This is a genomic window from Humidesulfovibrio mexicanus (assembly GCF_900188225.1).
GTDB classification, from domain to species: domain Bacteria; phylum Desulfobacterota; class Desulfovibrionia; order Desulfovibrionales; family Desulfovibrionaceae; genus Humidesulfovibrio; species Humidesulfovibrio mexicanus.
Map to the genome: position 1 here is coordinate 158,425 of NZ_FZOC01000004.1, position 12,408 is coordinate 170,832.

13 protein-coding genes are annotated in these 12,408 nt (G+C 71.5%); 5 read left to right on the forward strand and 8 right to left on the reverse strand.

Going from position 1 to position 12,408, the window contains the following annotated elements; genetic code table 11:
- Positions 1-7: 7 nt before the first annotated feature.
- Genes CHB73_RS09685 through CHB73_RS09705 form a run of 5 tightly spaced genes read right to left on the reverse strand, consistent with a single transcriptional unit; the run spans position 8 to position 4,223 of the window.
- Positions 8-907 carry a polyprenyl synthetase family protein gene (locus CHB73_RS09685; protein WP_089274371.1) on the reverse strand — a complete coding sequence of 300 codons (900 nt, stop codon included), beginning with the start codon at positions 905-907 and terminating at the stop codon, positions 8-10.
- Positions 904-1,143, reverse strand: a complete 240-nt coding sequence (xseB, locus tag CHB73_RS09690; protein WP_089274372.1) for an exodeoxyribonuclease VII small subunit — start codon at positions 1,141-1,143, stop codon at positions 904-906. Before xseB ends, CHB73_RS09685 begins: the two co-directional genes overlap by 4 nt.
- Before the next feature lie 28 nt (positions 1,144-1,171).
- Entirely contained in the window at positions 1,172-2,131 is a 960-nt protein-coding gene (locus tag CHB73_RS09695) for a M23 family metallopeptidase (protein ID WP_089274373.1), read from the reverse strand.
- Complete coding sequence (gene xseA / locus CHB73_RS09700) at positions 2,131-3,573, reverse strand: exodeoxyribonuclease VII large subunit (RefSeq protein ID WP_089274374.1); 1,443 nt, start codon at positions 3,571-3,573, stop codon at positions 2,131-2,133. The genes CHB73_RS09695 and xseA overlap by 1 nt, the downstream gene beginning before the upstream one ends.
- A gap of 11 nt (positions 3,574-3,584) precedes the next feature.
- Positions 3,585-4,223, reverse strand: coding sequence for a LysE family translocator (locus CHB73_RS09705; protein WP_235641578.1), 639 nt, complete (start codon positions 4,221-4,223; stop codon positions 3,585-3,587).
- 281 nt (positions 4,224-4,504) lie between these two features.
- Between CHB73_RS09705 and CHB73_RS09710 the strand changes: the two genes are divergently transcribed.
- The gene (locus CHB73_RS09710) at positions 4,505-5,647 is read left to right on the forward strand and encodes a rhomboid family intramembrane serine protease (protein ID WP_089274375.1); all 1,143 of its coding nucleotides are present in this window, start codon (positions 4,505-4,507) and stop codon (positions 5,645-5,647) included.
- 7 nt (positions 5,648-5,654) lie between these two features.
- Here the strand turns inward: CHB73_RS09710 and CHB73_RS09715 are convergent, their stop codons facing one another.
- The gene (locus CHB73_RS09715) at positions 5,655-7,046 is read right to left on the reverse strand and encodes a protein kinase domain-containing protein (RefSeq protein WP_089274376.1); all 1,392 of its coding nucleotides are present in this window, start codon (positions 7,044-7,046) and stop codon (positions 5,655-5,657) included.
- A gap of 230 nt (positions 7,047-7,276) precedes the next feature.
- On the reverse strand, positions 7,277-7,984 hold the full coding sequence (locus CHB73_RS09720; RefSeq protein WP_089274377.1) for a hypothetical protein: 708 nt from the start codon (positions 7,982-7,984) through the stop codon (positions 7,277-7,279).
- Positions 7,985-8,117: 133 nt separating this feature from the next.
- Here CHB73_RS09720 and CHB73_RS09725 point away from each other — a divergent pair, with 133 nt between their 5' ends.
- Entirely contained in the window at positions 8,118-8,672 is a 555-nt protein-coding gene (locus CHB73_RS09725; protein ID WP_089274378.1) for a hypothetical protein, read from the forward strand.
- Positions 8,669-9,136: a ribonuclease HI gene (gene rnhA / locus CHB73_RS09730; protein WP_089274379.1), complete on the forward strand. Its 468-nt coding sequence runs from the start codon at positions 8,669-8,671 to the stop codon at positions 9,134-9,136. The genes CHB73_RS09725 and rnhA overlap by 4 nt, the downstream gene beginning before the upstream one ends.
- Positions 9,137-9,145: 9 nt before the next feature.
- Here rnhA and CHB73_RS09735 read toward each other — a convergent pair whose 3' ends face one another.
- On the reverse strand, positions 9,146-10,354 hold the full coding sequence (locus CHB73_RS09735) for an NAD(P)/FAD-dependent oxidoreductase (RefSeq protein ID WP_179216985.1): 1,209 nt from the start codon (positions 10,352-10,354) through the stop codon (positions 9,146-9,148).
- 100 nt (positions 10,355-10,454) lie between these two features.
- Here CHB73_RS09735 and CHB73_RS09740 point away from each other — a divergent pair, with 100 nt between their 5' ends.
- On the forward strand, positions 10,455-11,144 hold the full coding sequence (locus CHB73_RS09740) for an HAD family hydrolase (RefSeq protein ID WP_089274380.1): 690 nt from the start codon (positions 10,455-10,457) through the stop codon (positions 11,142-11,144).
- A gap of 39 nt (positions 11,145-11,183) precedes the next feature.
- A complete protein-coding gene (locus CHB73_RS09745; protein ID WP_089274381.1) occupies positions 11,184-12,347 on the forward strand; it encodes an HD-GYP domain-containing protein in 1,164 nt (387 codons plus the stop codon).
- Positions 12,348-12,408 lie beyond the last annotated feature (61 nt).

The following is a 12,408-nucleotide window of genomic DNA, read 5'->3' on the forward strand; positions in this document are numbered from 1 at the left end:
TTGGCGGTCAATTCACGCGCTCCACGATGTAGCGCGCCAGGGCGCGCAGGAATACGGCTTCAATGTGTTCCAGCCCGGCCAGCGCCTCGACGGCGGATTTCGCCCGCTCCCGCGCCAGCTCGCGGCTTTTGTCCAAGCCCAAAAGCGAAGGATAGGTGGTCTTGCCCTGGCGTTCGTCGCTGCCCACGGGCTTGCCCAGGGTCTTGGTGTCGCCCACCACGTCCAGAATGTCGTCGGCGATCTGGAAAGCCGCGCCCAGGTTTTCGCCATACCGGCGCGCGCGGTCCAGCTCCGGGGCCAGCGCCCCGGCCAAGTGCGCCCCGGCCACGCAGGACGCGGTGATCAGCGCGCCGGTCTTCATGGCGTGCATGGAGCGCAGTTCGTCCAGGCGCACGCCCGGCCGCGCGGTGTACTCCATGTCCAGGGCCTGGCCGCCCACCATGCCCGAAGAGCCCGCGGCCAGCGCCACGGTCTGGGCGGCGGAGAGCACGCGCTGGGCCGACATGTCCTGCGGGCAGGAGAACATCAGGCCGAATGCGTCGGTGAGCAGGCCGTCGCCCGCCAAAATGGCCGTGGCCTCGTCGAACTGCTTGTGGTTGCTGGGCTTTCCCCGGCGCAGGTCGTCGTCGTCCATGGCGGGCAGGTCGTCGTGGATGAGGGAATAGGTGTGGATGAGTTCCAGCGCGGCGGCGAAAGGCATGACGCGCTCCACGGTCTCGCCGAAGAGCCGCGCGAAGCTCAACACCAGGGCCGGGCGCAGGCGCTTGCCCCCGGCCTGCAGGCTATACTCCATGCTGGCCAGCAGGCGCTCGGGAATGTCGCGCCCGCGCAGGCATCCGGCAAGATACGCCTCGACTTCCGCCGCGCGGGCCTTGAGCTCCGCCTTCACGTCGATGTCGGCGCTCATTCCCCGGCCTCCGCGGCCGCGTCCAGCGCGTCGAACTCCTTCAAGAGGCCGTCCTGCGCCAGGCGAACCTCGTTCTTCGCGGCCTCAAGGTCGCGGCCCAGCCGCCCGGAAAGCTGGATGCCCTCCTTGTACAGGCGCAGGGCCTCCTCCAGGGAGGGCTCGCCCCCTTCCAGGGACTCCACCACCGCCTTCAGGCGCTCCAGGCGCTCCTCGAAACTCCTCGTGTCCTTGGCCATGTGCTCTCCGCTGGGCGCGCCGCGCCCGTCATTGCCGTCCATCATACAGAAAGAGGGGCTCGGGGTCCACAAGACGCCCCAGGGCCGCCACGCCAAAATGCAAGTGCGCCCGCGTGCTGCGTCCGCTCTCGCCCGCCAGGCCCAGCACCTGGCCGCGCTCCACCCGCTGGCCCATCTGGACCAGCCGCTCGGACAAGTGGAAGTACATGGTCACCAGCCCCTGCCCGTGGTCCAGGTACACGCACTGGCCCGGGTAGTAGAAATCCCCGGCCAGAGCCACCACGCCATGGTCCGCGGCGCGCACGGGATCGCCCACGCTGGCTTCCAGGTCCAGACCCCGATGCGGGGAGCGGGGCTGGCCGTTGAGCACGCGCCCCACGCCGTAGAGGCTGGAAACCTCCGTATCCAGCGGACGCGCCAAAGGCAGGCTCCACAGGCGCTTCGTTCCGGTACGGGCAAGCGCCTGGCGCGAAAGGGCGCGCTCGGCGGCGATGCGCGGCACCTCCTCCCGTGGCGGGGTGACCATGGCCGGGTCCAGGCTCAAGCGCTCCACAGGCCGGGACACGAACGCCAACTCCACGCGCCGGGCAAAGGTCCTGGTGCTGCCGCCGGATGCCGGGACAGCGCGCACCGTCACGGTTTTCCAACCGGGCCGGGCGTCCAGCACGTCCGCGCCGAGCACGGCGCAGGCCTCCACTCCGCCCCCGGCAGCGCGCAGCTCCAGCGGCGCGCTGCGCCCCAGGAAACGGACGCTGGCCTCCCTGGCCCGCCAGGGCAGCCGCACCCGCACGACAAAGGGCTCGCCGATGCCGACCTTGGCGGGGCAGACGAGTTCGCCCCCCGCAGGGGCCCGCCGCGCCGCGTGCCGGGGCGAGGAAACCGTTCCCTCGGCCCTGGCGGCGGCATCCAGGGCCAGCATGGACAGCACGGCCAGGACCAGAAAAACGAGGCGCGGAAAAGAGGCGTTCAAGGTGTTCACACGGCCCATCAGTCCCGCCTCCGGGTGGTCGCGGCCCCAGTGGCCGGAGCGGACGCGGCCGTTCTGTCCACCACTGCGTCCAGCTCGCCCCGGCCCGTGCGCACGCGCAGCCGGTCGCCGGGCGCGGCCTGGTCGGCCGTGCGCAGCAGCCTGCCCGCCCCGCCTTGCGCCCCCAGCACGCGCACCAGGCTGTAGCCGCGCGCCAGCGGGGCCTCCGGGTCCAGCCCGCACAGCCGCGCCTCCAGCACCTCCGCGCGACGCGAGGTTTCGGCCAGTCGCAACTCCATGGCCAGACGCAGGCGCTCGGCCAGGGCCAGAACCTCTCCGGCGCGCGCATCCGCGTCGCGCGGACCAAAGGCGCGCGACAGCCCGCGCATGGCCTGGCGCAACCCCGCCGTTCGTCCGGCAAGATACCTGTCCCCGACATCGGCAAGCCGCCGCGAGGCCTCGCGCCAGCCCTGGTCCAGGCGCTCCAGCCGCCTCACCGGGGACAGCCAAGCCAGGGCGCGGGAAAGTTCGGCCACGCGCGCCGCGCACCGTTCCAGGCGGGCGTCCAGGGCCCGGCCCAGGGCGTTTTCCAGGGCGTCGACGCTCTGGGCAAGCTCCGCCCGCGCGGGCCACAGGCCGACGGCCACGGCGGTAGGCGTGGGAAAACGCCTGTCGGCAACGTAGTCGGCAATGGACACGTCGGGCTCATGCCCCACCCCCGTCACCACGGGAACGGCGCAACGGGCCATGGCCTCGGCCACTTCCTCGGTGTTGAAGGCCCAAAGATCCTCCAGGCTGCCGCCGCCCCGGATGAGGGCGACCACCTGGGCCCAACCCTCGGCGCTCACGGCGTCCAGTTGGCGGGCTATCTGGGCCGGGGCGGCCTCGCCCTGCACCAGGGCGGGGTGGATGCGGATCTGCGCGCCGGTGCCGCGCGTCTCGGCCAGGCGCAAGAAGTCACGCACGGCCGCGCCCTGCGGCGAGGTGATCACCGCCACGCGCGCCGGATTATGCGGCACGGGCCGCTTGCGGCCGTCAGCGAAAAGCCCGCGCGCGGACAGCCTGCGCTTGAGGGCCTCGAAGGCCTCGGCCAGGCTGCTGACCCCGGCGGGCTGCACCAGCTCGGCCACAAGCTGGTAGGCCCCGCGCGGCGCGTAGACCGAGATGCGCCCCGCGGCCAGCGCCTCCTGGCCGTCGGCCAGGCGCGAGGCCGGGTCTTGCCCCGACTCCAGCACCTCGCCGGTAAGAGGGTCCACGCCGGAACGCGCGCCGCGCCCCTGCGCGCCCCGGAACCAAACCACGGACAGCTGAGCCTCAGCGTCGGACAGGGTGAAGTAGATGTGCCCGGAGGACGGCCGGGAGAGATTGGTCACCTGCCCGCGCACCCAGACAAAGGGGAATTCGGCCTCCAGCACGTCGGTCAGCGCGCGGGTCAGATCGGATACGGCCAGGATGTGCGACACGCTCACGGCTCCTATTCGGCGACCACGGCCACGGCCGCGCCCAGCATCACCAGGCCTGCCCCGCGCCGGGCGAAGCCCCAGGTCCGGCCGCCTAAGGCGGCGCCCCGCCCGCGTGCGGCCAGCCAGGCATACAGCGACACCACGCCCAGGCAGGTGGGCAGGATCACCATTGCCACCAGCAGCATGTCCGGGGCGGACAGTGCCCGCATGTCCACAAAGCCCGGCAAAAAGCCGCAATAGAAGGCAATGACCTTGGGGTTGCCCAGGGACACGCAAAAGCCGCCCGCAAAGGTTCGCGCCAGGCTCCGATGCTCCCGCGCCGTTCCGGGCGCAGCCTCTGCGGCGACTGGGGCCGGGGGCGCAAGCAGGCAGCGCAGTCCCAGGTAGGCCAGATAGGCCGCGCCCGCCCACTTGAGGACCGTGAAGCCCCAGCCCAGCTGCTGCGCCAGCACGGAAAGGCCCAGCATGGCGGAAAAAAGATAGAAGGCGTCGCCCAGAATGATGCCCACGCCCCACAAAAATGCCGGGACGAACCCGCGCGCCAGGGCCTGGCCCACAACTGCGGCCACGCCCGGGCCGGGGATGGCGGCGAACACGAAGGTGGCCAGGGCGAGGGCCGCCGCGCCCTCGATGGTCAGTGCGGCTGTCATGGCGTGTGGCGCTCCTTGGCGTCCGGCCGGGAACGGCTGGCAGGGCCGACACGGCTGGACAGCGCAAAGGCATACGCCGAAACCGGCGCGCTGTCCAAGCCCGCCCCTGCGCTTGAAACACAGGCCGTTCGCCACGATTCCGGTCCGCCTTCCCCTTGCGCGCCCCCGAACCAAGGGCGTCGCCGCGTCCGGGCGCGGCCCCATACGATCCGGGCAGCCCAGTGGGCCCGCCTCCGCATTTGCACTGGCGGGGCGGCAAGGCTTCGGGCTATGCTCGGGCCATGAGTCCCATCCGCGCCCCGCGCCCCGTCCGTTCCGGACGCGCCTTCACCCGGCCCAAACGGTCCGACGCCCACCGGGTCGGCTCCCCTGCGGTCCGCGAGGCCACGGGCCGCACGCCTGCCGCCGGGCCCGCCGCCGCTTCCGGGCCCGCCGCCGCTTCCGGGCCGGCCTTGCCCCGCGCGCCCTGGCCGGACCTCGCCCCGCTGGTGGACGGCACGCCGCCAGGCCGCCTGCCGCACAAGCAGGCCCGGCTGTGGAGCCTGGTGCTGCGCGCGCGCCGCGTGCCGCACCGCGTGCGCAATTTGCCCGGAGGCTACACCATCCAGACGCCCCAGCGCTTCGCCCGGCAGGCCGTTGAGGAGATCCTGCTCTACCACAAGGAAAACCTGACCCCGCACCCGGACATCCCCCTCACTGATCCCCAGGAGCGCGTCCGGCCCACGGTGGCGGCCATGCTGGCGCTCTGCGCGTTTTATTCCCTGACCCAGCGCCCCTGGCCGGGCCTGGGCTCCTACCCGCAGTACTGGCACAGCGTTGGCGTGGCCGACGCCTCGGCCATGCTGGACGGCCAGTTGTGGCGCGCGGCCACGGCCCTGACCCTGCACGCCGATGCGGCCCATCTGGCCAGCAACGTGGTCATCGGCGGGGCGTTCCTGATTCTCCTGGCGCGGCGGGCGGGTTCGGGCACGGCCTGGCTCCTGGCCGTGCTGGCGGGGACGCTGGGCAACCTGCTCAACGCCCTGGCGCACCTGGCCATGAACGGGGGGCACCTGTCCGTGGGCTTCAGCACCGCCGTGTTCGGCGCGGCAGGGGCCCTGGCCGGGCTCAAGGCCGCCAGCGGCGACGGGGACTTTCGGCCCGGAGCCATGGTCGGCCGCAACATGGGCCGGGGCTGGCTGCCGCCCGTGGCCGCCGGGTTGGCCCTGGTGGCAAGCCTGGGCACGGCGGGAGACAATACGGACATCGGGGCGCACGTGTTCGGCCTGCTGGCCGGGCTGGGCCTGGGCGGACTGGCCGGACGAATGGCCCTGCGTCTGGGCAGGCCGGACGAGTGGGCGCACGGGCGCTGCAACGACGCCTACGGCGTGGCCGCCGCGCTGATTCCCGCCCTGGCCTGGGCCTGGGGCTGGCTGGCGCGCTGAAGAATTCCTATGCGCCGGAGCACACGCAGCGGGCGTGGAACTGGCAGGTGTCGTCCTGCCACCAGATGAAGCCGTGCTCGGCGTCGGCGTACCAGGAGGCCGAGTAGGATTTGCGGTCCGCGCTCCACAAGCGGCGCTGGGCGGGCTCGAACACGCCCGGCAGACAGAGCTGGCGCAGGTCCGGCTCGGGCAGAAGCAGGGTCGCCAATTCCTCCACCGTGGGCAAACGCCAGCCGCGCACCCCGCCGAAGCCCTGGGCATCCAGCCGCTTGGCGTGCTCCCGCGCCCCGGCCAGGGTCACGGCATAGGCGCTGCCGCCGCGTTGCCACAAAAGGCCGGTCGATTCATCGCGCACCAGCTGCCCCCCCTCGCCGTCCAGGACGCGGAAACGCTCCGGTGCGCTCGCCTGGGGTCGCCACAGGGCGTCCAGCCCGAAGCGCTCCCTGGCCCCGGACAGGGGCTGGCGCACGGGACGGGAGCGCAGGACGCCCGCGGTCGCGCGCCGCGGGGCGGGGGCGGGCTCTCCTGCTTCCGGCGGCAAGGCGCAGACGGCCTCGCGCAGGCGGGTCCAATGGGCCGAGAGGCCGTCCAGCTCCGCCAGCAGGGCGCGGGCGGAGGACGGCCGCAGGGCCGGACGCTGCGCACAGCAACTGGCGAAAAAGGCGTCGAACCGCTCGTCCAGGCCGGGGCGCAGAAAGCTGGACAAAAGGCCATCCTGCGGCAGCCGACCGGTGAGGCAGCGGAACAGCGTCACCCCGGCGGAAAAGATGTCGGCCCGCTCGTCGGCCGTGGCCGGATCGGCCTCCTGCTCCGGCGCGGCGTACCAGGGCGAGCCCACCACGGCCCCGCGCGGCCGCCCGGCCTCGCGCTCGCCCCGCAGCCGCGAAAGGCCGAAGTCGATGAGCTTCAGCTCGTCGGATCCGCCGGGGAAATCGTCTGGCCGGTGGGCCAGCATGAGGTTGAAGGGCTTCACGTCGCGGTGCAGCACGCCCTCGTGATGCAGGCGCGCCAGGGCCGAGGCCAGCTGCCGCGCCAGATCGAGGGAGCGCGCCACTCCGAGCGCCCGGCAGGGCTCCTCCACGCGCGGGCCTTCGCCCAGCTGCGCGCCCAGGTTGTCGCAGTAGTACTCCATGACGAAAAAGGGGCGGCCGTCGCGGTCCTCGTCCACGTCCAGCACCTGGGCCACGCCCGGATGCCGGATGCCCGCCATGAGCGCGGCCTCGCGGAAGAAGCCCCGGCGCAGGGCGTCCTGGTCCGCCGTGGCGGCCAGCTGCTCCGAGGGCCGCAGAAGCTTCAGCGCCACCACGCGGCCGGTGTGCGGCATGGCCGCCTTGTACACCGCGCCCATGCCACCGCGCCCCAGCAGGCCCAGCACCTCGTAGCGTCCGATGCGCCGCATCGCCACCTCCCTAGCCGTTGCGACGGAACGCGCAGCGTTGCATCGCCCGCGCGTCCAGGCCGAACAGTCCTGGTTCCATCATAGCCCCGGGCGCGCCGCCGCGCCAGCCCCTTGCGGGCAGGCCCAAAACGAGAACCGCCCGCGCCTCCGGAAACGATTCCGAAAGGGCGGGCGGCCAGAAGACTTGAAGCAAAGGGAAGCGGCCGGGCCGCAGCCCCCCGCGCATGTCGCTACAGGCGGCGCTCCAGCAACTCCACCAAGGCATGTTCCAGGGCGGTGCGGCAGGTGTCCGCCGGGCAGCCGGCCACGGCGCGGCAGTCCTCGGTGGCGTCGCGGTCGACGAAGACCTGACGCAGGGGCGCGGCGCCGGAAGGCGTCAGCAGCACCAGCACTCGGCCCTGGCAGAAGTCCGGCTCAAGCTCGCCCGCAGCGGAACGCCCCATGGCCTGGGCCGGGCGCGAAGATCCAGCGGCCACGCGGTTGCGCTGGGCCGACTCGTGCAGGCCCATAAGTTCCGCGCCGTCGACGCCCTGGCTGCTGTCGGGCAGCCAGTAGTGCAGCTGCTCGGAGTAGCCATGGCCCACGGAGTCCTGGGGCAGACGCAGCTCCTCGGACATGAGGCCCATGTCGGCCGTGCGCATGTTGCCGCACAGCAGGTGCACGTCCAGGTCGTAGCGGGCCGGGCCGGAGGCCTTCAGGGTGTAGCCGCGCGCGGCCAGGGTGCGGGTGACGAAGCCGCGCAGGGAGGCGTCGTCGCGCGCGGCGAGCACCGGGCGGCCCTTGGCGTCCAGTTCGTACAGGTTGACGCGCAGGGTGTAGTCCGCCGGGGCGCGTCCGAACTCGCCCAAGGGCTTTACCACAAGGTTGGGGTCGCGCGCGGCGCAACCCGCCAGAAGGCTCAGCGCCGCCAGGGCGGCCAAAATCAGCTTCCGCTGCATGGAATGCTCCTTTCAGGAAAAACGCACGGCGGAACGCCGCAAGACCCTGATAGCCCATAGGTACGGCCCCGGCAAGCCCCAAGGCTTGCCAGCCCGCCCGGCTGCGCGTACTAACACCGCCAGCGGAGGAGCTATGGCACGATTCGCCGTGCGCGCCAAGGGGCCGCTGGAGGCGCTGCTGCGCCTGATCGGACTGGCCCTTGTCATGGGCCTGGCCGTCTACGGCTTCTGGAAAAACAGCGAGCGCACCCTGGAACGCATCACCGCGGGCGCGGCCCTGGCAGATGAAACAGCCAGCCTGAGCGAGGACCAGCGCGCCCATGTGCGCGCCTTCACCACGGCCATGCGCCAACGCTACGGCGTGGAGACGCGCCTGCAGGTGACGGACGGCCCCCTTGCGCCCCCGGAACAGGACGGCAAGACGCTGTACATCGGGCTTGCGCCCGCCAGAGGCGAGGCGCTGGTGCGGCTGCCGCCGCTCATGGCCGGGGCGCTGGGTCAGGACTTCAGCCGCCAGCTTTCCGAAGAGCACTTCCCTTTCCACTTCGCGCCCGGGCGCGACTGGCGCAAGGGCCTGCTGCTCGCCCTGGACCTGCTGGAAAGCCGCCTGTCCGCCCTGCACGCCACGGACAACGCGGACACCACAAACGCAACGCCCCCAAGCGGTGGCGATAAGGACATGAAATGACAGAGCTTCCACGTGTCACCATCTACACCGACGGCTCCTGCCTGGGCAACCCCGGCCCAGGCGGCTACGCGGCGGTGCTGCTCTCCGGCCCGCACAGGAAGGAGCTCGCCCAGGGCTTTTCCGGCACCACCAACAACCGCATGGAGATCATGGCCGTCATCGCCGGGCTGGAAAGCCTCAAGACCAGAAGCGCGGTGGAGATCGTCACCGATTCGCAGTACGTGAAGAAGGCCTTCACCGACCGCTGGCTTGCGGGCTGGCAAAAGAACGGCTGGAAGACCGCCGCCAAGCAGCCGGTCAAGAATCAGGATCTCTGGAAGCGCCTGGTGCCGCTCATCGAGGCGCACGAGGTGAAGTGGCGCTGGGTGCGCGGCCACAGCGGCGACCCGGAAAACGAACGCTGCGACCAGCTGGCGCGCGGCGCGGCCAGCGGAAGGAACCTGCCGCCGGACCAGCAGGGCTAGGCCCAAAGGCTAGCCGAGAGGGGCGCAGGGCCCAAGCTCCGCGCCCCACGCCCAGCGTTTGGGCAGAAGCAGGCGAAAGGAGCGCCCGCCGTGGACCATTTGGGCCAGGGCGTCCGGGGCGCAGCGCACAAAGCCCTTGATGGGCGCCGGACCGAAGCGCCGCATGGCCGCGAAGAGCAGCCAGCGCAGCCGGTCGGACCAGACGAGTTCCGGCCGCACGCTCCGCGCCAGCAGCGCGTCGTACTCGTCGGCTGCGTCGGCCCCGCGCGTTATGGCGCGCAGAACAGCCGTGGCCGCGTGCGCGCCTGTGGCCAAGGCATAAAAGATTCCCTCTCCGAACAGCGGCTCCACAAAGCCCCCGGCGTCGCCCGCCAGAACAAGCCGCCCGGAGCACGGGCGCGCCAGGGCGTTGCCGTAGGGCAGCGGATGCCCGCGCAGGGGAATCTGCTCCGCCCCGGCCACGCCCAGCAGGCGCAGGTAGTCGCGGAACAGCGCGCCGAAGTCCTCGCCGCGCCGCCGCAGCCCGCAAATGCCCGCCTTGGCCCCGCGCGGCCCCGGAAACACCCAGCCGTACCCGGCCGAGGGCACGCAGGGCCCGCCCACGTGCAGCTCCGGCGCGCGCACCTGGCGCGGAAAGCACCCCGGACCTTGGCCCACGGGCAGTTCCACCTCGATGGCCGCGGCAAGGTTCTCGCGCCAGGCCCGGCGCGCGGCGTCACCGCGCCCCAGCGCGCGGCGCGTGGCGGAGTTCACGCCGTCGGCCCCGATGACGAACCCGGCGCGCAGACGCTCGCCGTCCGCCAGCAGCACCTCGCCCGCCGCCGCGTCGCAGGCGGCGACCACCCGGCCGAAGAGCGGCTCGGCTCCATGCGCCACGGCCTCTTGCGCAAGCAGGGCATCGAGAACCGGCCGCTCCACAAAGCGGAAGGGTTCGGCCGCGGCCCCGCGCAGCAGTTCGCGCCCCTGGTGCAGAAATACGTATTCCGGCGTGGCGTGGAACAGTCCGCCGCGCGCGGCCAGGTCGGCCTCCCCCAAGCCGAACACGCGGTCCAGGGCGTCCATGCTCTTGGCCGTGAGCAGGCCGCCGCACAGCTTGAAGCGGGGATGCGCCAGGCGGTCGATCAGTCCCACGCGCAGGCCACGGCCCGCAAGCACCCGCGCCGCCGCCGAACCGGCCGGACCAGCCCCGGCCACCAGCACGTCAAAATCCTTGACCACGCCCCCCTCCCTACGTACACATTGCGCGCAATGCTGCTCCGTGGCGGTGTGTAGCGCGCCCCCGCCCCGTGGGCAAGCCCATGTCCTCACAAGGAGACGCATGTCCGCACGCACCCGCCCCTTTGACGCCCTGCTTTTCGACTTCGACGGCACCCTTTCGCGCCTGACCATCGACTTCTCCAGGCTGCGCCGCAAGATCACCGCCCTGGCCGAGGCCTTTCTGGGCGAAGAGCCCGAACCCTCGGACCTGCCCGTGCTGGAATGGATCGGCGTCATCGCCGGGGAAATCGCCCTCATGGACGAGGAGTTGGGCAAGCAGTTCCACACGCGCGGACGCCTCATCATCCAGGCCACGGAGCTGGACGCAGCCCGCGACGCCGAGCTGTTCCCCGACACCCGGCCCCTGCTGGCCGGGCTGCGCGCCGCCGGGGTCAAGACCGGCATCCTCACGCGGAACTCCACCGCCGCCGTCAAGGCCGTGTTTCCGGACGTGGCCGCCTGCTGCGACGCCTTTCTGGCCAGGGAGGACACGCCCAACGTCAAGCCCCACCCGGACCACGCGCTGTTGGTGCTCAAGCGCCTGGACGTGGCCCCGGAACAGGCCTTGCTGGTGGGCGACCACCCCATCGACATCGAGACCGCGCGCCGGGCCGGACTGGCCGCCGCGGCCGTCACCTGCGGGCACTCGCAGCGCGAGGCCCTTGCCGTGGCCCGGCCCGACTTCATCGCCAGCGACTGCCGGGCCCTTGTGACAGAACTGGCCCAGCTGGCCCTGCTGCCGGGGATGTGACCTGCCGCCCCCGGCGCGCCGACCGGAGAGGATCGCCACATGGAACAGCGAATAAAACGCAGCGCCCTCAGGCCAGGCATGTACGTCATCAGCCACGGGCTGGGCACCTTCGACAAGCCCCTGGTGCGGGTGGGCAAGCCCCTGCTCACGCCTGGGGACATCGCCCTGCTGGTGCCGGAGGACGTGGAAGACGTGACCGTCGAAACCAGCGTGAACCTCTCGCTTTTGGGCCAGGAGCGGCCTGTGGGCGTGCCCATCACCACGGCCCTGTCCGACGAGCTGGCCATCGCCCGCAAGCTGCACGCCGACGCCCTGGGCCATGTGAAGAGCTTTGTGGACGACGTGCGCCGGGGCACACAGATCGACCACCGCGCGGCCAAGCCACTGGTGGAGAACTTCATCGACAGCGTCTTCCGCAACGAGAACGCCGCCATCACGCTTTTCAAGCTGCGCGGCTTCGACGAGTACACCTACACCCATTCCATCAACGTCAGCCTCCTGGCCATCCTGTTCGGCAGGCAGCTTGGACTGGAGCGGCCGCAACTGCTCACCCTGGGTCTGGCGGGCATGTATCACGACGTGGGCAAGGCGCGCATTCCCGAGGCCGTCCTGAACAAGCCCGGCAAGCTCAGCGAAGCGGAATTCCAGCTCATGAAGACCCACCCGCTTGAGGGGTACAAGATCATGGCGAACCAGCCGGAACTGGCGCCGGAGATACTGCGCGCGGTGGTGGAGCACCACGAGCGCCACGACGGCTCCGGCTACCCGCGCGGCCTCACCGGCGACGACATCGGCCTGTTCTCGCGCATCATCGCCGTGGTGGACGTGTACGATGCGCTGACCAGCCGCCGGGTCTACAAGGACGCCATGGCCCCGGCCAAGGCCCTGGGCATGATGTACCAGTGGCGCGACAAGGACTTCCCCCATCACGCCATCGAAAGCTTCATCCGCTGCGTGGGCGTGTACCCGGTGGGCAGTTTCGTGCGCCTCTCCGGCGGCGAGTACGGCATCGTGGCCAGCGTCAACCCCCTGCGCCCCACCAAGCCGGAGGTCAAGGTGGTCATGGACGCCAAAATGCGCCCGCAAATCCCCCGCTGCCTGGACCTGCTGGCCCTGGAGGGCACGCCCCAGGCCCAGGACATCGACCGTGTGCTCAACCCGGCCGAGCACAAGATCGATGTGGAACCTTTTTTCCTGGCCTAGCCTCCGGCGGCAGCTTTTTCCCCCTCCCAAAACTCACAACCTGCTGATTTTCCTGTGACGC